The following is a 20,227-nucleotide window of genomic DNA, read 5'->3' on the forward strand; positions in this document are numbered from 1 at the left end:
AGGAACACTCGGCCGTACTCGGCATAAAACTCCCGCCGCGGCCTGGCGGACACGGTCCAGCCATGAGCGGCCAGGTAATCGACGACGTTGTGGCGCTCGCCGTCGTAAAACAGGTTCGACAAATTGATGTCGCAGCCCAGGCTCGCCCAGCGTTGGTTGAACTCCTGAGCCCGCTGACTCAACGGCACACCCGAGTCGGGATGGTATTCGGTGGCGATCCTGCTGCCGGGTCCGCTGAGCGCGGTGATGTGGTCGAAGAGCAGGTCCTGCGCCTCCGGCGGCAGGTACATCAGCAGGCCTTCGGCGCTCCAGGCGGTCGCCTGGGTGGGGTCGAATCCGCTGCGGCGCAACGCTTCCGGCCAGTCGTCGCGCAGGTCGATGCTGACCGCCTTGCGGTGCGCCGAGGGCGTGGCGCGAAGCGCCGACATGGCTGCATTCTTGAATTCGATGACCTGCGGTTGGTCGACCTCATAAACCACGGTGCCGCGGGGCCACGGCAATCGATAACCACGCGCATCGAGCCCGGCGGCGAGAATCACTGCCTGGCGGACCCCAGCGCGCGCCGCGCCGAGGAAGAAGTCGTCGAAGAAGCGAGTGCGCACCGCTATCGAATCGGTTTCGAATTGCAGGTCACGTCCGTCGGCGGCGTCGGGCACCTGGTCGATAGGCAGGTCACCATCGACCAGGCGGGTGAAGAAATCCAGACCCACCGCCCGCACCAGCGGCGCGGCGAACGGGTCGTTGATGATCGGATCGTCCTGGGCGGAGGCCACTGCGCGGGCCGCGGCCACCATCGTCGCAGTCGCCCCCACACTTGATGCCAGGTCCCAGGCGTCTCCGGCCGATCGCTCGGTCGATGTCATCGCTGGTCGCCCTCCTCGCACCGCTCCGCACTCAGATAAACCACCTCGCCGAACGGCGCGTCATCCCCGTCCGCCGGCTGCAGCCCGTGTTGGGCGAACAGTTCCGAGTTGCGCATGCTCGTGGTCTGCCAGCCATGCGCGGCCAGGTAAGTGCCCGCGTCGGTGCGATCGCCGAAATACACCAGCGCGGCCATGTCGAAATCCAAGCCGTGACGGCTCCAGCGCTCGTTCTGGCGCCGCATGCGACTCCGCAATTCCTCCTCGTTGAGCTCATTGATGTCCAACAGCCCCTCGGTCGCGAAACGACTTCCCGGCACGCTGAGCACACTGATCTGATCGAGTAGTCGATCCTGGGCGTCGGATGGCAGATAGCCCAACAGCCCCTCGGCGATCCACGCGGTGCGCTGCGTGGGGTCGAAGCCGGCTGCGCGCAGGGCCGCCGGCCAGTCCTCGCGCAGGTCGATCGCCACCGTGCGCCGGTCCGCGGTCGGCTGGGCGCCAAGACCGGACAGGGTCGCCGTCTTGAACTCGATCACTTGGGGCTGGTCTACCTCGAACACTGTGGTGCCGGACGGCCAGGGCAGCCGGTAGGCGCGCGAGTCCAGGCCTGCGGCCAGAATCACGGCCTGCCGTATACCGATCGCGGTCGCGGCGGCCAAGAAGTCGTCGAAGAACCGCGTGCGAACGGCCATCGCGTTGGCGAAGTGCACGGTGCCCGTCGCCGTTTCTTCGTCCAGTTCGGACAGTTCGAGCTCACCGCCGGCCAGCCGGGAGAAGAAGTCGACGCCGACGGCGCGGACCAGCGGCTCGGCGAAGGAATCCGTGGCCACGGCACCGGCGCCGTGCGGGTCTCGGGCGGCGACGGCCCGCGCTGCGGCGACCATGGTTGCCGTCAGACCCACGCTGGACGCCAGGTCCCACGTGTCCCCTTCATGCCGTGCGCTACCCATCTGGGTCATCGAGGTGCTCCCAAAAGTACTATCTGATACTTAGCAAATATAACGAGCTATCCAGACTGTACGCTCCACAACTGGCGCGCTTCCCGGAACGAAGGCCACCCTGGACCGACCAGCACACATCAGCTGTTAGTCTCGTACACGGTTTGACGCGCTTTGACCTTGGCAGGCCGTACGTCCTGGCCTGCTGGTGTTGGGTGCGTGACGCGGGATAAACCCAGAAGATCAGACACACGGACCATAAGACATTGGAACCAGCCGGCCAATCCCGGTTGGGATGCCGCGACCACAGTTCGGCTGCGCAGGAGGAAGAGTGCTTTCGGCTTTCATCTCATCGCTGCGAACAGTCGACCTGAGACGGAAGATCCTCTTCACGCTGGGCATCGTCGTGCTCTACCGCGTGGGTGCCGCGATGCCCTCTCCCGGCGTCAACTTCCCCAATGTGCAGCAGTGCATCAAGGAAGCCAGCGGCGGCCAGGCCGGACAGATCTATTCGCTGATCAACCTGTTCTCCGGCGGCGCACTGCTCAAGCTCACCGTCTTCGCGGTGGGCGTGATGCCGTACATCACCGCGAGCATCATCGTGCAGCTGCTCACCGTGGTGATCCCGCGCTTCGAGGAGCTCAGGAAGGAGGGCCAGGCCGGACAGGCCAAAATGACGCAGTACACCAGATACCTTGCGATCGCCCTGGCCGTCCTGCAGGCCACCAGCATCGTGGCGCTGGCCGCCAACGGCGGTCTGCTGCAAGGCTGCTCTCTCCCGATCCTGGCCAGCGAGAGCATCTTCTCCGAGATTGTCATCGTGCTGGTTATGACAGCCGGTGCCGCACTGGTGATGTGGATGGGTGAGCTGATCACCGAGCGCGGCATCGGCAACGGCATGTCGTTGCTGATCTTCGTCGGGATCGCAGCCCGGATCCCCGCCGAAGGCAATCAAATCCTGCAGAGTCGCGGCGGCATGATCTTCGCGGCGGTGTGTGCGGCCGCACTGGTCATCATCGTCGGCGTGGTGTTCGTCGAGCAGGGTCAGCGGCGAATCCCGGTGCAGTACGCCAAGCGCATGGTGGGCCGGCGGATGTACGGCGGCACGTCGACGTATCTGCCGCTCAAGGTCAACCAGGCCGGTGTTATCCCGGTCATCTTCGCTTCCTCGCTCATTTACATTCCGAATCTGATCACTCAGCTGATCCGCAGCGGCAGCGGCGGCGGCGGCACCGGCTGGTGGGACAAATTCGTCGGAACCTATCTTTCGGATCCGAGCAGCCCGGTGTATATCGGCATCTATTTCGGGCTGATCATCTTCTTTACGTATTTCTACGTGTCAATCACGTTCAATCCCGACGAACGTGCCGACGAAATGAAGAAATTCGGCGGTTTCATTCCCGGTATTCGGCCCGGGCGTCCCACCGCTGATTATCTGCGCTATGTGCTGAGCCGGATTACCCTGCCCGGTTCGATCTACCTCGGCGTCATCTCGGTACTGCCCAACATGTTCCTGCAGATCGGCAACAGCGGCGGCATACAGAATCTACCCTTCGGGGGTACCGCGGTTCTGATCATGATTGGCGTCGGGTTGGATACGGTCAAGCAGATCGAGAGTCAGCTGATGCAGCGCAACTACGAAGGGTTCCTCAAGTGAGAGTGGTATTGCTGGGGCCGCCTGGGGCGGGTAAGGGGACGCAAGCCGAGAAGTTGGCCGAAAAGCTGGGCATCCCGCATATCTCGACCGGGGAACTGTTCCGTAGCAATATCCAACAGGGCACCAAGCTCGGCGTGGAGGCAAAGCGCTATCTGGACGCCGGCAACTTGGTGCCATCCACGCTGACCAATGAACTCGTCGACGACCGACTCGATGACCCCGACGCCGCCAACGGCTTCATTCTGGACGGTTATCCGCGTTCGGTGGAGCAAGCCAAGGCGCTGCACGAAATGCTGGACCGGCGCGGAACCGACATCGACGCGGTGGTGGAGTTCCGGGTGTCAGAGGACGAGCTGTTGACCCGCCTGACGGGCCGCGGCCGGGCTGACGACACCGAGGAAGTGATCCTCAACCGCATGAAGGTCTACCGCGACGAAACCGCGCCGCTGTTGGACTACTACCGCGACGAGCTGAAAACCGTCGACGCCGTCGGTACCTTGGATGAAGTGTTCGCTCGCGCGTTGCAAGCCTTGGGCAAGTAATGGTAGGCACCCTGGCACGGCTGCGGGGCCGCCGAGTGGTACCACAACGCACTGCCGGTGAACTCGATGCGATGGCCGCAGCGGGTGCCGTCGTCGCCGCCGCGCTGAGGGCGGTCCAGACCGCTGCGGTGGCCGGGGTATCCACCCTGAGTCTCGACCAGATTGCCGAATCGGTAATCCGCGACTCTGGCGCCATCCCGTCGTTCCTCGGCTACCACGGCTACCCGGCTTCGATCTGCGCTTCCGTCAACGACCGTGTCGTGCACGGCATTCCCTCCGCAGCCGAGGTACTGGTCCCCGGCGACCTGGTCTCCATCGACTGCGGCGCGGTGCTCGACGGCTGGCACGGCGATGCGGCCGTCACCTTCGGCGTCGGCAAGCTGATTCCCGCCGATGCCTCGCTGTCGCAGGCGACAAAGGAGTCGTTGGAGGCCGGAATCGCGGCAATGGTCGTCGGTAACCGGTTGACCGATGTCTCGCACGCCATCGAGACGGGTACGCGTGCTGCCGCATTACGCTACGACCGGGCATTCGGAATCGTCGAGGGCTACGGCGGCCATGGCATCGGACGGCAGATGCACATGGACCCCTTCCTGCCCAACGAGGGCGCGCCGGGCAGGGGGCCGCTGCTGGCGGTCGGTTCGGTGCTGGCCATCGAACCGATGCTGACACTGGGCACCGGAAAAACCACCGTGCTCGACGACCAGTGGACGGTAACCACCGTCGACGGGTCGCGCTCAGCGCACTGGGAACATACCGTGGCAGTGACCGAGAATGGACCGCGGATCCTCACGCTGGCCTGACGAGTTGAACTAAACGCCTTCTCGAGTCGTGCCAGTACCGGGAGGTGATCAGGTGGCTCGTGTTTCCGGTACCCGGGGCGCGTCCGGGGCCGCTGAGGCTGCTCTGATGAAGGCGCTCTACGACGAGCACGCTGGCGTGTTGTGGCGTTACGCGCTGCGCTTGACCGGCGACGCCAGCCAGGCCGAGGACGTCGTCCAGGAGACGCTGTTGCGGGCGTGGCAGCACCCGGAAGTCATCGGTGACACCGAGCGTTCGGCGCGGGCATGGCTGTTCACCGTCGCCCGCAACATGATCATCGACGATCGTCGTAGCGCCCGGTTCCGCAACGTCGTCGGATCGATCGACGAGGCGGGCGCTCCCGAGCAGTCCACACCGGACGAGGTGAACGCGGCGCTGGATCGACTGCTCATCGCCGACGCACTGGCGCAGTTGTCCGCCGAGCACCGGACGGTGATCGAGCGTTCGTACTACCGGGGCTGGAGCACCGCTCAGATAGCCAACGATTTGAAAATCGCCGAGGGAACCGTGAAGTCGCGCCTGCACTATGCTGTGCGCGCATTGCGGCTCACTCTGCAGGAACTGGGAGTCATGCGATGACGAGGCTCCCACAGCGTGAACGTGACAGGAGGTGGATGACGTGACGGGGTCGCTGAGACATCACCAACCCGGCGACACGCACCGCTACGCGACATGGGATGCCGCTTACGTGCTGGGTTCCCTGTCGGGTGCCGAGCGGCGCGAATTCGAAGCGCACCTGGCAGACTGTGCGCCCTGCCGAGAGGCTGTCGCCGAAATCAGCGGTGTCCCAGCTCTGCTCTCGCGGCTGACCCGCGAAGACATGGCCGCGATCAACGAGGCGGGTCCCGCGCCGGCTGCACCCGAGCTGTTGCCCGCACTGCTGGAGAGCGTGCGCTGGCGCCGTCGCCGCGCCCGCATGACGTGGCTGGCCTCGGCCGCCGCGGCGGTGGTGTTGGCTGTCGGTGTGCTGGTGGCCGTGAACGGTTATTCCAGGCCGCCTCAGCAATCGGTGAGCGTGGCGGCGCAGCCGATGGCGCAGGTCGGCACCAAGCTGTTGACGTCGACGATTTCGCTGTCCAGCGAACACTGGGGGACGTTCATCAACCTGCGCTGCTTCTGCCTGGCGCCGCCAGATGCCCCGCACGACACGCTGGCGATGGTGGTGGTCGGCCGCGACGGCAGCCAGACCCGGCTGGCGACCTGGGTAGCCGAACCCGGCCACAGTGCAACGCCAGCCGGCAGCATCTCCACGCCGATCAATGAAATCGCCTCTGTGCAAGTGGTTTCCGCCGACAGCGGCCAGGTTCTGCTGGAGCGTTCACTGTAGGTCCACCCGCGGGCGGTGAACTTGAATTCATCGCCCGTCGTGTTTCAGGTATGCCAAGAACACATCGGGTGGTCGACCACATAGTCGAACATCTTGCGGCAATCGGAGTCGACCACATCTTCGGTGTCGGCGGCGCCAATATCGAGGACCTTTACGACGCCGCGTATTTCCAGTCGTCGATCACCGCGGTACTGGCCAAGCACGAGTTTTCCGCGACCACCATGGCCGACGGTTACAGCCGCAGCGGCGCCGGGCTGGGTGTGGTTGCCGCAACATCCGGTGGCGGCGCACTGAATCTGGTTGCGGGCCTCGGAGAGTCGCTGGCGAGCCGAGTGCCGGTGCTGGCACTGGTTGGTCAAACAGCCACCGGCATGGACGGGCGGGGCAGTTTCCAGGACACCAGCGGACGCAACGGAGCGCTGAATGCCGAATCGCTGTTTTCGGCGGTGTCGCTGTCGTGTGAGCGGGTGCTCACTCCGGCGGGCATCGTCTCGGCGCTGACCCGCGCCATCGCGACAGCACGGACTGGTGGCCCCGCAGTGTTATTGCTGCCCAAGGATATTCAGCAGGGCTCGGTGGAGGCCGCGAACCTTGCCGACCGGGTGGTTCCTGCTTTGCCGGCCATCGGAAACCCGCAACCGATCGTCCCGGTGCTACGCGACAGGGGCGGCCCCGTCACCATCATTGTGGGCGAGCAGGTGGCCCGTGACAACGCCCGCGCCGAGCTCGAAGACTTGCGTGCGGTCCTACGCGCGCGGGTGGCAACCGTGCCGGACGCCAAGGATGCCGCGGGAACACCCGGTTTGGGTTCATCGTCGGCGCTCGGGGTCACCGGCGTCATGGGTCACCCCGGTGTGGCCGAGGCGGTGGCCGCCAGTGCCGTGTGCGTGGTGGTCGGCACCCGACTGCCGGTGACCGCGCGAACCGGCCTGGACGACGCATTGACAACGGTGCCAACGGTTTCGATTGGTTCGGCACCACCATACTTTCCGTGCACCCACGTGCACACCGACGACTTGCGCGGTTCGTTGCGCATGCTCACCGAAGCGTTGTCCGGGCCCGGCAGGCCGAAGGGGTTACGCGTGCCCGACGAGGTGCCACGCTCTGAACTGACTCCGCCGCGCTGTACCGGTGCGGGAGTGCGGTACCGCGACGCCATGGCGGTGATCGACCGCGTGCTGCCCGCCGGAACCGACATCGTGGTCGACGCCGGCAACACCGGGGCCGCGGCGATCCATCATCTCCCGGTCCGCCGGGACGGCAGGTTCGTCGTTGCGCTCGGGATGGGCGGGATGGGGTACAGCTTCGGAGCCGGCATCGGAATGGCGTTCGGGCATGCCAAGCGGGGAAAGGCCCGCGCGCGCATCGCGATCATCGCCGGGGACGGAGCCTTTTTCATGCACGGCATGGAGGTGCACACCGCCGTTCAGTATCGACTTCCGGTCACTTTCATCCTGTTCAACAACAACGCTCATGCCATGTGTGTGACGCGCGAGCAAATGTTCTATGACGCTGTATACAGCTACAACCGATTCCGGTCCAGCCGTTTGGGTTCCGGTCTGGCTGCGATGTTTCCGGGACTGAAATCCGTCGATGTCGCCGACCTCGAGGGGTTGGCTCCGGCGCTGCGTTCGGCCGTGGACGCCGACGGGCCGGCGGTGGTCAGTATCGAGTGTGCGGCTGACGAAATCCCACCGTTCGTGCCGTTCCTTACCGCCAGGACACACACGACGGCGACCGCCGAGAAAACCGGAAGGGTTGCCGGGAACCGGACAGAGGTCGTGTCGAGCGCTTGAGTCGGAGGTGGCGAATGAACGCATCCAGCCGGGACTCTCACGATGTCGTAGTGATCGGCGCCGGGCCCGCGGGTCTGGCCGTAGCGCGCGAACTCGAGCATCAGCACGGCATCCACGCGGTCGTTGTCGACCGTGCAGCGGCTCCGGCAATGTCGTGGCGCAGGCGCTATGACAACTTCCGCCTCAACACCACCGGATTTCTGTCGCACCTTCCCGGACAACGGATTCCCTTGACCGCCGGGCGCTGGCCCACCAAAGAGGACATGGTCCGCTATTTCGATCGTTACGTCCAGCGGCAGGACACCGCACTCATGCTGGGCTGCGAAGTTCATCGCATCGACAGATCCGGCGGGCAGTGGCACCTCGACACGTCATCCGGTGAAATCCGATCTACGGCAATCATTCTCGCTACGGGCAACTCCAGTGCACTCAGCATCCCGGCATGGCCTGGCTTGAATCGCTTCGGCGGTGCGTTCGTTCATTCCGGTGACTTCGTCAACGCCTGGCCCTACCGTGGACGTGACGTCCTCCTTGTCGGAGCCGGTAATTCCGCGGCCGACATCGCTGTCCAGCTTGCTGACGGGGGAGCGCGGCGGATCTGGCTTTCCGTGCGCACCCCGCCCCACCTCGTGCGGCGGGCCATGGGACCGTTCCCTTCGGACATCTTCCTCGAGTTGTTCGCGGGGGTCCCCGCGCGCGTGGTCGACCCGTTGATCGCATGGATGAACCGTCTGCTGTGGGGTGACCTGTCAGAGCTGGGGTTCCCGCGGCCGCCCTTGGGGCTGAAGGCCACCGTGGAGCAACGAGGGCGGATCCCAACGCTGGCCCGACGAGCTCATCGAGGCTGTACGTGTCGGGCGCGTCAAGGTCGTTGGGGCCGTCCACGCCGTCCAATCCGACGCCGTGATCCTCGCCGACGGCACGTCCGTGACGCCACAGGTGATCGTCGCCGCCACCGGCTTTCGCACCGATCTCGACGATCTGGTCGGCCACCTCGGCGTGCTCGACAAGCACGGCAACCCACGCGGTGGCTTTGCCTCCCACGTCGCCGAAGGAATGTTCGCGATTGGATACGGCATTCCGCCCAATGGCCCGCTGCGGGCTATCCGTCGCCATGCGACACCGCTGGCCCGCGACGTTGCGGCGTATCTGCACAGGACCGGACCGCTCGGCAGCCGTGCGCCCGCCGATCTGATCGCATTGAAAAAGCAAAGGGACGTCATGACTTCAGCCTTCACTGAAAACGCCTTCTTCCGCGGCGCGGCGGGGTACGAGGCGGCCCGCCGCCGGACGGTCTGGAACGGCATTCTGCCGCAACGGTTTCCCGATGTGATCGTGCAAGCCCACGACACCGACGAGGTGGTCGCCGCCATGCGATACGCGCAGGCACATGGCCACCGGGTCGGTGTGCGGTCGGGCGGACACAGCTGGTCGGCCAATCACCTGCGAGACGGCGGCCTGCTACTCGACGTCAGCGGCCTGGATCACTGCGTTGTCGAGCCCGATCGGATGATCGCAGAGGTCGGACCGGGCAAGGTCGCCAGCGATTTCGCGGCAGAACTGGACGCGCAGGGACTGTTCTTCCCCGCCGGCCACTGCGAAGGCATCTGCCTCGGCGGCTACCTCTTGCAGGGCGGGTACGGCTGGAACAGTCCGGCACTCGGTCCGGCTTGCGAGAGCGTGCTGGGGCTCAACGTCGTCACCGCAGAAGGCGAGCGGATCTACTGCGACCCCGAGAACCATCCCGACATGTACTGGGCCGCACGTGGCTCGGGACCGGGTTTTTTCGGGGTGGTCACCTCCTTCACCCTGCGCATTCACTCACGGCCGCCGGCCTGGGGCACGTGCCTGTACATGTACCCGATCGAGGTCGCCGACGAGGTGTTCACCTGGGGCCGCTCGATCTGTCCGGAGATCGGCGACAACGTGGAACTGCAGATCCACACCGCGCGTAGTTTTCCCGGCGCCGGACTCGATCGACCCGGCATCACGATCGCGTCGCCGGTGTTCGCCGACTCCGAGGACGAGGCCGCCGCAGCACTGGCTCCGCTGGGCACCTGTCCCGTGATCGACCAGGCGATCGTCAGCCTTCCCTACGCGCCAACGAATTTGGCCAATTGGTATACCGCCGTAATGACCAGCTACCCGAAGGGCCGCCGCTACATCGCAGACAACATGTTCACCTCGGCGTCCGCCGACGACCTGCGGCCCGGTATCCGCAGGATCATCGACACCATGCCGCCGCACCCCTCGCACTTCATTTTCACGGGCTGGAAGACCTCTGCAGACCGCGCGGACATGGTTTACGGCGTCGAAGACGAGATCTATCTGGCGCTGTACACCATCTGGGAGGACCCAGCCGACGATGACCGGTACGGAGACTGGGCGGCGTCCAATATGGCGGCGATGTCGCACCTGGCGACCGGCAGCTCGCTGGCCGACGAGAATCTGTGCCGACGTCCGGCGCGATTCATCACCGAATCCAACATGGCGCGCCTGGACAGGGTGCGTTCGGTGTATGACCCGCAGGGCCGTTTCCACAGTTGGCTGGACCGGTGACGGCGTGCGCGAGATTTCGCCAGGAGTGAACCGGAGCCGCCCGCAGCTCGTGGTACCGGTATCAATACAGAGCCGAGTGGCTTGTTGTCGGGGGCGGCGCTGAGCGCCAATGTTTCTATCGCTCAACAATATTCAGCGGTATGGGATTGGTTCCACGCTAAACACTCTGTTCGGCAACAGATCACCTCGTCGAAGGAGTAGATCCTATGTCCGTAGCTGCACTTGACGATATCGCCGTACACAGCGGCACCACCGAGCCTATCGAGGGATTGGTCCGGATCGAGACCTCGCCACTGGAAGAAACCGCTCCCATGTTCCTGTCGAAGATGCGGTCGGTCTACCCTCACGACGAGGTCTACGGCCAGTACTGCACGGTCAACGATTACGTCGACTGCCCACCCGATGAGCTGTTCGAATACCTGGCTGACACCCGGAGCCTGGAAGAGTGGACGTACACCCTGCGCGGCTTCACTCCGACCGACACGCCGGGGCTGTGGCTGGCCTACGACCGACTGCTGCCCGATACCAAGATCTACACCCGGACCGAGGCCGTCGCCGAGGCGCGCACCGTCGATTACCACTGCGCCTGGGATCAGAGCGAACACCTGTGGATGATCTACCTGATGCGCGTCCTCGATGCGCAGGCGGTCCTGAACAAGCCCGGTTCGGTTGTGCTGTGGACCAATTGCCGTCATCCGTTCTACGCGTGCAACCCGTATCCCGAGGCCGCTCCGCCGGAGCGCACGGGATGGGTCGGCGACTTCTGGGACATCTTCGGCGCCGGTCACGGCCTGGAACTCAACAACCTCAAGACGATCGCCGAATACCGGCACCGTCACGGGCTGCCGATCACGCCGGCGTGGATGAAGTGAGCAGGCCGTGAACCAGACCACCGTCAGTTTGACCGACATCTCCACCTACCTGCCCGGAGAACCCGTCGGCGCCGAGTACTACGCGCAATTCGCTGAAGCGGACGCCCTGGCGGACAACGTGATGTTCCGCGCGCCCAAGTTCCGCCACCACGTCGGTCCGGACGAATCCGCGGCGGACATGATCGAGAGGGCGGCGCAGGGTCTGATCGAACGGCACGGCCAGGACGTCGTTGCCGGCGTCGACGTGCTGATCACCCACGCGCAGATGCCTGATATGCCGTTCTACGGCGGGGGCGGCGCGATCGCACACCGCTTGGGTATGCGTCCGCGCTGGGTGCTGGATTTGCACAACGGCGGATGCGCGGCGTTCATTCTCGCTCTCGACGTGGCGCGTCAACTGCTGGCCTCCGGGCAGGGGCGCACAGCGCTGATCGCGATCGCCCAGAACGCCGCGGGCCAGATCTTCGACCAACCCGGGGTGCGCCGGAAGGCACAGTCGTGCGTGCCCGGTGACGGCAGCGCGGTGGGACTGCTCACCGTCGCCGGTGAGTCACCCATCCTCGGCATCGAGTGCCGCACCTACGGCGAGTACGCCGGTGACATGACGCTTGCCATCGACCCACCCCGCAAGTGGTGGCAGCCCGGCCCCGGTGAGGGGTGCATCGGGTTCACCGAAACCAAGATCGCCAAAGTTCTGGCGCGCGGAAACCGTCAGGTTCCCGAAGTCGCCCTCGCGGTCTGTGACCGAATCAACCTGGAATCCAAAGATATTGACCTGCTCGTCACCAATCAGCCCAATCGCGTATTCCTGCGGAACTGGCGCGACGCGTTGGAAGTGCCGCCCGAACGGCACCGCGACACGTTCGACGAATGTGGCAACCTGTTCGGCGCTGGAGTCCCGATCAATCTGGATCGGGCGATAACGGACGGTCAGGTCGAGGCCGGGGACGTCGTGATGATGGCTGCCTTTGCGCACGCCGGCGACTTCGCGGGCGCGGCGGCGGTCCGTTGGGGAGGAAGGCCATGATGCTCTCCGCGCTCAGGGACACACCGGTGACCGCGGGGATCCTTGACGGACTGCCCCATGCCAGCGATCCATTCGCACTGTCTCTCAACGAAAACCCCTTTCCGCCGCTACCTGCGGTGCGGTCCGCCCTGATGCGTTCGATCGATGTCGCCAACCGGTATCCGGAGTTTCTGCCCGAGCGTCTGCGCCGTTTGATCGCCAGACACATCGGGGTGGGTGAGGAGCAGGTCGTGCTGGGAGCCGGAGCGAGCGGGGTGGTCATGCAAGTCCTGCACGCGGTGACGCGGCCCGGTGACCGAATTGTGCTGAGCGCCCCGACTTTCGACGGGTACCCGATCTTCGCGCGGATGGCCCGGTTGAGTTCGGTCACCGTGCCGCTCGACGGGAGTGGCCACCACGACTTGGCGGCGATGGCCCGGGCGGCGGCGGACGCCTCCGTCGTCGTCCTGTGCCGGCCCCATAATCCCACCGGCACCGTGGAATCCGCCGCAGATGTGCAGCGGTTCCTGCGGCAGGTGCCAGACGATACGATCGTGCTGCTCGACGAGGCCTATATCGAATTCGTAGCCCCGCAGCACCGCATCGATGGTCCTGACCTGATTCGGCGCTTTCCGAATGTCGTTGTGTTGCGCACCTTCTCGAAGGCTTACGGGCTGGCCGGACTCCGTATCGGATACGGTTTCGCTGCGCCTGAGCTGGCAGGGCGGCTGTGGCACATGCAGTTGCCGTTCGGCATGGGCATCACCAGCCTGATCGCCGTGGCGGCGTGTTACGACGCCGAAGAGCAACTGCGACAACGGGTCCTGCGTATCACCGGTGAGCGCGATTGCCTGTGCCGGCGCCTTTGGGCAATGGGCGTGTACACCACCGCCGGGCATGCCAACTTCGTCTACCTGCCCCCCGCCAAGCGACCCTGGCGGGAGGTATTCGGCGACGCCGGACTCAAGGCCCGTTACTATCCCGACGGTGCGGCCCGGATCACCGTCGGAAGCCGTGTGTCTACCCAGCTGGTCCTGGCCTCGGCGGCAAAGTCGGCCTGCTGACCCGATTCGCCCGGAATTGAGGTAAGAAGGGGGCGTGCCAGCCTCTCGCAAACGCGACCCCATCGCCGCGGCACGGGCCAACTGGGAACGCGCCGGATGGGGCGACGTGACGCAGGGAATGGTCGCGGTGACGTCGGTGATGCGCGCGCATCAGATCCTGTTGGCCCGCGTCGAGGCAGCTCTGCGTCCCTACGATCTGAGCTTTTCCCGGTACGAATTGTTGCGACTGTTGGCGTTCAGCCGGACCGGGGCCTTGCCGATCACCAAAGCGTCGGACCGGCTGCAAGTTCACGTCACCAGCGTCACGCATGCGATCCGGCGGCTGGAAGCCGACGGGCTGGTGCAGCGGGTGCCGCACCCGACCGACGGGCGAACCACGCTCGTGCAGATCACCGAACTGGGCCGCTCCACCGTCGAGGACGCCACCGTCACGCTCAACGAACACGTATTCGCCGACATCGGGATGGGCGCTGAGGAATCGAAGGCGCTGGTGTCGGCCATTGAAACGTTGCGCCGCAACGCAGGTGATTTTTGAGCGATCGTGGCGCCCCGGCGGGCACCGGACGCGGGAACTTCAGGCTTTTCACTGGACGGTGGGGTCACCTGGCCCATCCCGGATACCGGTGGCAGCCTGCCGCACACCGCGCCGACTTCCGCTACCGACATGTCGGGCAGCGGCGGCATAGGAAGCGGCTGACGCGGCCGGCGCCACAACTGGGACAGTGAACGGTATGACCGCGCGGAAGTCCACGGCGGCGAAGGCAACGTGGATTTCGGCCCCGTGGGTGACCGCCGGAACTCTCAGGGCTTCCCGACGGGTTTGGAAACCGGATGGATTGTGAGAAGGGTCGCTAAGGTGCCTGCACGTTCCTTGGCGGCTTCCAGACACGCGGCAACGGCCAGCAGCACGACTGGCCGGTCGTCGTCCGCGCGATGTGCGAGGCAGACGCGACTGGGAGGGCAGTTGGCGAGTGGGCGGAACACGACCCCTGGGAAGGGCAACAGGCGCTCTGCGGCGCTGGCAGTGATGCTGATGGCCTCGCCGCTGGCGACGGTCTGGAGTTCTTGCGTGATCGATGCGGTCGTCCCAGTTACGCGCAGGGCTCCGCTCCCAAGGACGTCGTCGAGGGTCCAGAAGCCGTTGAAAATCGCGTCGGGAGAACGAAGACCGAGTACGGCGAACGCACGCAGGTCGGCGGGCTCGACAGTGTCTCTGCCTGCCAGAGCGTGCCCGGCGGGCAGAGCGACGACACGAGGTTCCGCGAACAGCTCGTAAAGCTTGAGCCCCGTCGTGTCGAGCGGCGCGCGCAGGATGGCGAAATCGGCGCGGCCGGCTGTCAGGCCGGCGGTCGGGTCGTCCAAAGGGGTCTCGCATAGCTCGAGCTCGATGGCTGGGACGGCATCGCGTAGCCGTGCGATCAGGTGATCGGTGAGCTCGGCGGCCGCGCCGGGGAGCGTCCCGAGGACCAGGCGGGTCGTCGGTTGGACGAGTTCGAGCGCAGCGCTTCGCGCGGCTTCGAGTTCGCGTACCGCCTGCTGGGCGCGGTCCAGGTAGGCGCGCCCGGCGACCGTCGTCGTGACGTTGCGCGTCGTGCGCGCGAAGAGCGCGAACCCGAGGCCGCGTTCCAGCGCGCGGACCTGCTGGCTGAGCCCTTGCTGGGTGAGGTGAAGCGCCTCGGCGGCCGCCGTGAAGCTGCGGCGCCGGTCGACCTCGAGCGCGTATCGCAAACGTCGGGTGCTGAGGTCCACGTCCTTGACGCTACACAATTAGGTGAGTATCGATTGTGAGTCTCACTGAGCGATTGGTGTTTCCCTCCGCGCAGCCGCGCGGGAAGAGTCATGCGCATGGTGAGCGACACCCTCGACGCGCGCGAACTCGATCATCTCGACGCTCGCGTCGAGCTTGCCCTCTGGTCGTGGCGTGCCGCCGAGTTGCCGGTCATCGGCTTCGGCGAGATCACCACGGTTATCGCGTGGCCACCGGCTGATCCGCGCTGGGCAGTCAAGCGGCTGCCGCGCTTCAGCTCGCGGGCGAGATTGCAGGCCTACCAGGTTGAGGTCGATTCATACGTTGCCGAGTTGCGGGCCGCGGGTGTCCGCGTCGCGCACACCGAGGTGTTGCTATCCGGTGAGGACGAGCGCGGTGTGCGGGCCTTCATGGTGCAACGCCTCATACCCGGTGACCTGATGCTTACCCAGCGTCTGCGAACTGCAGACGAAGCGTGGGCGGCGAAGGTGTTCTCAGCGCTGTGCCGGGTGGTCGTCGGTGTGGTGGACAACCGGCTCGGCTTGGACGCCCAGGTGTCCAACTGGGCGGTGGACGAGAACGACGAGCTGGAGCTGCACGACGTCTCGACGCCCCTGCGCCGCGACGCCGACGGCCGCGATCGGCTGGACGCGGAGTTGGTGTTGGGTGTCTACCCGGCGTTGCTGCGCCCGGCCTTGCGGCGGTTCTCCGTGCCGAGCATCCTGGCCGCTTATCACCGGCCCGACACCGTGCTGCTCGATGTCGGCGGGAACTTACACCGCGAGAAACTCGGACACCTTGTCCCAGTGCTCGTTTCGGCCGCCGCCGACAACGGAGTAACCCTCGACGAAGAGCGGGCGCGCCGCCGCGACATCACCGACGGTCGCATGTGGCGCGTTCTGGCCACCCTGCGAAGATTCCACGCCGGCTGGCAGCGCCGCGTCCGCTGCGGCCCGTGTCCGACTCTGCTGCCACCGAAGGAGCACCATGGCTGACCACCGTCACGTCGTCGTCGTCGGACTCGGACCTTGGGGTGCATCGGCCGCACGCGCGCTCGCGCGGGCCGGCCATCGAGTGACCGGCATCGACACACACGTGCCGCCGCACGCCTTTGGCTCGCATACGGGCCGCACGCGCACCGCCCGCCGCTCCGCGCACAGCGGCCCTGTCTACACCGACATCAGCTGCCGTGCATTCGCACTGTGGGATGAGCTGGAGTCCGTCGCGGGAAGGCAGGTGACGACACGGACCGGCGCGCTCCTGCTCGATCGGCCCGACGGGCCGCTCATCGAAGACAGCCGCCGGACCCTGTTGGACGGCGGGTGGGAATTCGAAGAGCTGGACCATGCGGCCATGCGCGCCCGGTTCCCGGGAATTCGCTTGCTGGACGGGGAGATTGGCGTCTTCGAACATTGGGCACGCGTCATCGACGCGCCGGCCGCCATCCAGGTGCTGCACGACGCCGCGCGGTCCGAAGGCGCTGCCCTCACCTGCCGAGAAATGCTCGTGGACTGGGAGGCGAACGGCGACCGCATCCTGGTCCGAACCGCTGCGCGCACGCTGGTTGCGGACACCTTGGTGCTGTGCGTCGGCAACCGGGCAGCGCAACACCTGCACCTTGACCTACCTCTGGAGGTCGAGCGCCAGGTGCTCGTCGCGTTCCGGTCACCCCCGCAGCTCATGGACCTGCCGATCGTGATGGCCGTGGCCCCTGGTCTAGGGCCGCGGTCCGGATTCTACGGATGCCAAGACGGGCCCGGACGATACAAGGTCGCCTTGCACCACGAGGGAATGACCGGCGACCCGGACACGCTTCCCCGCGAGGTGCGAACCGAGGATCTCGCCGCGGTGCGGGCGGTCGTCGATCGCCGCCTGCCCGACCTCGGTCCGGCGGTCCTCGATGCGCAGACCTGCACCTACACCAATACCCCGGACCTGAACTGGGTCCTCGATGCGCATCCCGATCACCCGAATGTGCTGATCGCCACCGGTGATTCTGGACGAGGCTTCCGCTACGCACCGGCGGTCGGCGAGATTCTCGCGGGCATCGTCGACGGCCGGCCCGCGCCACAAGAGTTGAGGATCGGGAGGTTCACCCATGCCTGACACCGCCGCCCAGAGCAACCTCTACACGCGCCGGATCAACCCCGGCCGCGTCGCGCTTCTCGCGCACTTCTACGGCCACGCACCCCTCATCGACGGCCGCGACGGCGTGCGGTTCCACAACGCCGCAGACGACCGCTGGTACCTCAACTGCCACTGCAACGGCGGCATCTTCAACCTCGGACACCAGCCGGAGCAAACCCGTCGCGCGCTGCTCGCGGCGCTCGACGCCGGCTTGGACGTCGGCAACGCCTGGCTGCCGTCGGAGATCAAGGGCCGCCTTGCCGACCGCCTTGCGGCGACCACCGATGGGCGGCTCGGCGGCGCGTTCTTTGCCACCAGCGGCGGCGAGGCGATCGACGTCGCAATCAAGCTCGCACGCCGCCACACCCGACGCCCGAACGTCGTCTCGATCGAAGGCGGCTATCACGGCCACACGGGCCTGGCGACCGCCACCGGCACCGCTGAGTTTCAGCGCCCCTGGCGTTACCGGCTCCCCGATTTTGTTCGCGTCCGCTGGGGTGACGTCGATGCGCTGGACGCCGCCGTCGACGACCGCACCTCGCTAGTCCTGCTCGAGACGATCCCCGCCACTCTCGGGCTGCCGAACGCTCCCGATGACTGGTTACCAACCGCACGCCGCCTGACAGCCGAACGGGGCGCACTGCTGGCGCTCGACGAGGTGCAGACCGGCCTCGGACGCAGCGGCCGGCACTGGTGCTATCAACATCACGACGGCCTGGACCCAGACCTCATCATCACCGGCAAGGGCCTCGGCGGCGGCCTGTATCCCATGGCGGCGACCCTGGTCCGCGACGACCTGCTCGAGGTTCTTTCCGAGAACACGTTCGCGCAGTTCGCATCATTCGCCGGATCGGATTTGGGCTGCGCGGTAGGGCTCGCGGTACTTGACGTCCTCGACGAGCCCGGGTTCCTCGACCGAGTGCGGCGATCCGGAGACACTCTCAGCGCCGGTCTGGTCGGCCTGCCTCTCGAACTCCGCGGCCGCGGGCTTTTCCGTGGCTTGGCGACCGGCCGGGAGAACGGCGGCATCGCCCTGGCCCAGCGCCTGTTCGCCCACGGCGTGTGGGTCGTCCCTGCCGGCAACGACCTCAGCGTTTGCCAACTTCTGCCCCCGCTCGTCATCGGCCGCGACGACCTCGCGTTCCTCGTCGACGCCATCCGTCGATCCGCCGAGGAGATCTGATCCGTGACCCCACTCACCCCAGGAACTCACCACGTCGTCAACGGCAAGCGACTCTTCATGCGCGACACCGGCGGCGACGGGCCCGCCGTGCTGATGGCGCATGGCTGGCCCGACGACAGCACCCTGTGGCGCTACCAGCAGCAAGCGCTCGCCGCAGCCGGCTACCGCGTCATGACATTTGACTGGCCCGCTCATGGCGAAAGCGACACGCCTCGCGAATTTTCCGCTTACCGGATCCCCAAGCTCGGCGAGGACCTGGTTGGGATCCTCGACGCCACCGGCGCGACCAAGGCCCACCTCGTCGCTCACGACTACGGCGCCACCGTCAGCTGGGAGGCCGTCCCCCGTTTCCATGAGCGCTTTCATTCGTTCACCGCAATCAGCGTCGGGCACTCCCTGCAAATCGCCGCAGAACTCCTGCTCGGCCATGCTGCGCGCTACCGATGGATGGTCCTGCACGGCCTGCGCTACAGCCGTCGCCACTACCTCGCCAACGACGCCCGCCGATTCCGCCGCGCGTTCGCCGCGCACCCCGACGCCGCCGCCATTCTGCGGCGGCTCACCGCGGACCCCGACGCATTTGCGTTCACCATCTGGGAGCGCGCCAACCCCGCCGCGGCCGTTGTCGCCCGCCTCGCTCGCCCCAGCACTGCGCGCCGCATCCCGGTGCCGACGATGGCGATCTACTCGCGCGACGACGTCTGGATGACCGAGGGCCAACTCGCCCGATCGCGACGTTTCGTGGACGCCACGTGGCGCTACCACTCGATTCCCGGTGGCCACTGGGTTCCCCTGGAGCGCCCGGATCACGTCACCGGGCTGTTGCTGAACTGGTTCGACGATGTCGCGTCGATGCCCTCCTTGCCTCTTCCAAGTTGATGCTCACTTATCTCCGGAGGTTTGCGGAGTTCAACTGCCGCGCGGCATTTCGATCACCGCACTGACGTCGTCGTCAGCACGAGGCGTCGGACGCAATGAACTCGGCGTAGATCTCGCGTTGTTATTTCGGCGGGTGACGGAACAATCATCACGGCTTTCCCGCAAACGGGTACCAAGGGATGAAGCGACGAGCCGAAAGGAGTGGGCCGTATGAGCGAGCCCGCGCAGCTACACCGGGCGCCGCGATCTCATCGCCAAAAAGCTCCAACCGTACTTCGACATCAGCGCCATGCTGCCGAAGAACGTGAGACCGACCTCCGAAATCGCCGAAGAGCTCTGGAACAAGTAGCTGGGGCGACCGGGAAACGGGATACACCCGCAGCGTCACGGTTTCGATCTACCAGGTGGCGGATGGCGAACAGGAGGCCGATGGGATTAGGGAAATGATGCGCGAAGAGTGCCCCCCCGGCCTCGATCTGCGATCACCGAATCCGGAGGCCTTCGAAATCACCGGCGCGCGCCCCGCAGAATACGTGTTCGTGCTCCTTGACCTGGGTCATGTGAGGGCGATCGTGGGTAACTGCGTGATTCACATCATGCCGATGGGCACCGGGGTCGAGCTGCGCGAATTAGCTGATGTCGCACTGGATATCGGCCGCACGGTCGGCTGCTCGGCCTATCAGAACGATTTCTCGTTGCCGGACTTTCCGCAAGCGTGGCGTAACCAGCCGGTGGGGTGGTCCACGGAAGGCTTTGCGCCCGACATACCGGGGCTGTCGCAAGCGAGGGACTCGACCGAAACCCGGTGGGAATGTTCGCTAGCTGCGGGCCATGAGGAATGGCCA

Annotated in this window: 19 protein-coding genes and 1 pseudogene; 17 read left to right on the forward strand and 3 right to left on the reverse strand. The window is 65.9% G+C overall.

The genetic code is table 11. The annotated features are described in order from the left end of the window. Both ACX9NE_RS22290 and ACX9NE_RS22295 read right to left on the reverse strand, forming a co-directional pair. Window positions 1-863 (reverse strand): SAM-dependent methyltransferase (locus ACX9NE_RS22290; protein WP_459363248.1); only part of this gene is annotated, 863 nt, incomplete at its 3' end. Further along, a complete protein-coding gene (locus ACX9NE_RS22295; RefSeq protein ID WP_459363331.1) occupies window positions 860-1,813 on the reverse strand; it encodes an SAM-dependent methyltransferase in 954 nt (317 codons plus the stop codon). The genes ACX9NE_RS22295 and ACX9NE_RS22290, both read right to left, overlap by 4 nt. Window positions 1,814-2,132: 319 nt before the next feature. Between ACX9NE_RS22295 and secY the strand changes: the two genes are divergently transcribed. The 12 genes from secY to ACX9NE_RS22355 all read left to right on the forward strand — a co-directional run bounded on the left by secY (window position 2,133) and on the right by ACX9NE_RS22355 (window position 13,981). Next, window positions 2,133-3,458, forward strand: a complete 1,326-nt coding sequence (secY, locus tag ACX9NE_RS22300; protein WP_459363249.1) for a preprotein translocase subunit SecY — start codon at window positions 2,133-2,135, stop codon at window positions 3,456-3,458. Then, complete coding sequence (locus ACX9NE_RS22305; RefSeq protein WP_459363250.1) at window positions 3,455-4,000, forward strand: adenylate kinase; 546 nt, start codon at window positions 3,455-3,457, stop codon at window positions 3,998-4,000. Before secY ends, ACX9NE_RS22305 begins: the two co-directional genes overlap by 4 nt. Then, window positions 4,000-4,803 carry a type I methionyl aminopeptidase gene (gene map / locus ACX9NE_RS22310; protein ID WP_459363251.1) on the forward strand — a complete coding sequence of 268 codons (804 nt, stop codon included), beginning with the start codon at window positions 4,000-4,002 and terminating at the stop codon, window positions 4,801-4,803. Before ACX9NE_RS22305 ends, map begins: the two co-directional genes overlap by 1 nt. Window positions 4,804-4,855: 52 nt before the next feature. Then, a complete protein-coding gene (locus ACX9NE_RS22315; protein WP_459363252.1) occupies window positions 4,856-5,401 on the forward strand; it encodes a sigma-70 family RNA polymerase sigma factor in 546 nt (181 codons plus the stop codon). 31 nt (window positions 5,402-5,432) lie between these two features. Next, the gene (locus tag ACX9NE_RS22320) at window positions 5,433-6,149 is read left to right on the forward strand and encodes an anti-sigma factor family protein (RefSeq protein WP_459363253.1); all 717 of its coding nucleotides are present in this window, start codon (window positions 5,433-5,435) and stop codon (window positions 6,147-6,149) included. A gap of 50 nt (window positions 6,150-6,199) precedes the next feature. Continuing rightward, entirely contained in the window at window positions 6,200-7,945 is a 1,746-nt protein-coding gene (locus ACX9NE_RS22325; RefSeq protein WP_459363254.1) for a thiamine pyrophosphate-binding protein, read from the forward strand. Window positions 7,946-7,959: 14 nt separating this feature from the next. Further along, window positions 7,960-9,186 carry a flavin-containing monooxygenase gene (locus tag ACX9NE_RS22330; protein WP_459363255.1) on the forward strand — a complete coding sequence of 409 codons (1,227 nt, stop codon included), beginning with the start codon at window positions 7,960-7,962 and terminating at the stop codon, window positions 9,184-9,186. Further along, a complete protein-coding gene (locus ACX9NE_RS22335) occupies window positions 9,167-10,504 on the forward strand; it encodes an FAD-binding oxidoreductase (protein WP_459363256.1) in 1,338 nt (445 codons plus the stop codon). The genes ACX9NE_RS22330 and ACX9NE_RS22335 overlap by 20 nt, the downstream gene beginning before the upstream one ends. Window positions 10,505-10,710: 206 nt before the next feature. Continuing rightward, a complete protein-coding gene (locus tag ACX9NE_RS22340) occupies window positions 10,711-11,376 on the forward strand; it encodes an SRPBCC family protein (protein WP_459363257.1) in 666 nt (221 codons plus the stop codon). 7 nt (window positions 11,377-11,383) lie between these two features. Further along, a complete protein-coding gene (locus tag ACX9NE_RS22345) occupies window positions 11,384-12,403 on the forward strand; it encodes a 3-oxoacyl-ACP synthase III family protein (protein WP_459363258.1) in 1,020 nt (339 codons plus the stop codon). After that, window positions 12,403-13,446, forward strand: a complete 1,044-nt coding sequence (locus tag ACX9NE_RS22350) for a pyridoxal phosphate-dependent aminotransferase (RefSeq protein ID WP_459363259.1) — start codon at window positions 12,403-12,405, stop codon at window positions 13,444-13,446. Before ACX9NE_RS22345 ends, ACX9NE_RS22350 begins: the two co-directional genes overlap by 1 nt. A 34-nt stretch (window positions 13,447-13,480) precedes the next feature. Beyond that, window positions 13,481-13,981 carry a MarR family winged helix-turn-helix transcriptional regulator gene (locus ACX9NE_RS22355; RefSeq protein ID WP_459363260.1) on the forward strand — a complete coding sequence of 167 codons (501 nt, stop codon included), beginning with the start codon at window positions 13,481-13,483 and terminating at the stop codon, window positions 13,979-13,981. A 266-nt stretch (window positions 13,982-14,247) separates the two neighbouring features. Here the strand turns inward: ACX9NE_RS22355 and ACX9NE_RS22360 are convergent, their stop codons facing one another. Then, the gene (locus ACX9NE_RS22360; protein WP_459363261.1) at window positions 14,248-15,195 is read right to left on the reverse strand and encodes a LysR family transcriptional regulator; all 948 of its coding nucleotides are present in this window, start codon (window positions 15,193-15,195) and stop codon (window positions 14,248-14,250) included. A 96-nt stretch (window positions 15,196-15,291) separates the two neighbouring features. Here ACX9NE_RS22360 and ACX9NE_RS22365 point away from each other — a divergent pair, with 96 nt between their 5' ends. From ACX9NE_RS22365 to ACX9NE_RS22385, 5 genes and pseudogenes are all read left to right on the forward strand, one after another. Further along, window positions 15,292-16,188: a DUF6206 family protein gene (locus ACX9NE_RS22365; RefSeq protein WP_459363262.1), complete on the forward strand. Its 897-nt coding sequence runs from the start codon at window positions 15,292-15,294 to the stop codon at window positions 16,186-16,188. Then, window positions 16,181-17,299: an N-methyl-L-tryptophan oxidase gene (gene solA, locus ACX9NE_RS22370; RefSeq protein ID WP_459363263.1), complete on the forward strand. Its 1,119-nt coding sequence runs from the start codon at window positions 16,181-16,183 to the stop codon at window positions 17,297-17,299. The genes ACX9NE_RS22365 and solA overlap by 8 nt, the downstream gene beginning before the upstream one ends. Further along, window positions 17,292-18,503: an aspartate aminotransferase family protein gene (locus ACX9NE_RS22375; RefSeq protein WP_459363264.1), complete on the forward strand. Its 1,212-nt coding sequence runs from the start codon at window positions 17,292-17,294 to the stop codon at window positions 18,501-18,503. Before solA ends, ACX9NE_RS22375 begins: the two co-directional genes overlap by 8 nt. Window positions 18,504-18,506: 3 nt before the next feature. Next, window positions 18,507-19,382, forward strand: a complete 876-nt coding sequence (locus tag ACX9NE_RS22380; protein WP_459363265.1) for an alpha/beta fold hydrolase — start codon at window positions 18,507-18,509, stop codon at window positions 19,380-19,382. A gap of 289 nt (window positions 19,383-19,671) precedes the next feature. Next, a pseudogene (locus tag ACX9NE_RS22385) lies at window positions 19,672-20,182 on the forward strand (hypothetical protein); the annotation flags it as partial. Between the last annotated feature and the right edge of the window lie 45 nt (window positions 20,183-20,227).

Source organism: Mycobacterium sp. ML4 (genome assembly GCF_054515735.1).

Coding starts and splice junctions, on each gene's coding strand:
- solA (WP_459363263.1), top strand. CDS start 16,181: ATGGCTGACCACCGTCACGTCGTCGTCGTCGGACTCGGACCTTGGGGT.
- ACX9NE_RS22340 (WP_459363257.1), top strand. CDS start 10,711: ATGTCCGTAGCTGCACTTGACGATATCGCCGTACACAGCGGCACCACC.
- ACX9NE_RS22325 (WP_459363254.1), top strand. CDS start 6,200: ATGCCAAGAACACATCGGGTGGTCGACCACATAGTCGAACATCTTGCG.
- ACX9NE_RS22350 (WP_459363259.1), top strand. CDS start 12,403: ATGCTCTCCGCGCTCAGGGACACACCGGTGACCGCGGGGATCCTTGAC.
- ACX9NE_RS22375 (WP_459363264.1), top strand. CDS start 17,292: ATGCCTGACACCGCCGCCCAGAGCAACCTCTACACGCGCCGGATCAAC.
- ACX9NE_RS22295 (WP_459363331.1), bottom strand. CDS start 1,813: ATGGGTAGCGCACGGCATGAAGGGGACACGTGGGACCTGGCGTCCAGC.
- map (WP_459363251.1), top strand. CDS start 4,000: ATGGTAGGCACCCTGGCACGGCTGCGGGGCCGCCGAGTGGTACCACAA.
- ACX9NE_RS22335 (WP_459363256.1), top strand. CDS start 9,167: ATGACTTCAGCCTTCACTGAAAACGCCTTCTTCCGCGGCGCGGCGGGG.
- ACX9NE_RS22365 (WP_459363262.1), top strand. CDS start 15,292: ATGGTGAGCGACACCCTCGACGCGCGCGAACTCGATCATCTCGACGCT.
- ACX9NE_RS22330 (WP_459363255.1), top strand. CDS start 7,960: ATGAACGCATCCAGCCGGGACTCTCACGATGTCGTAGTGATCGGCGCC.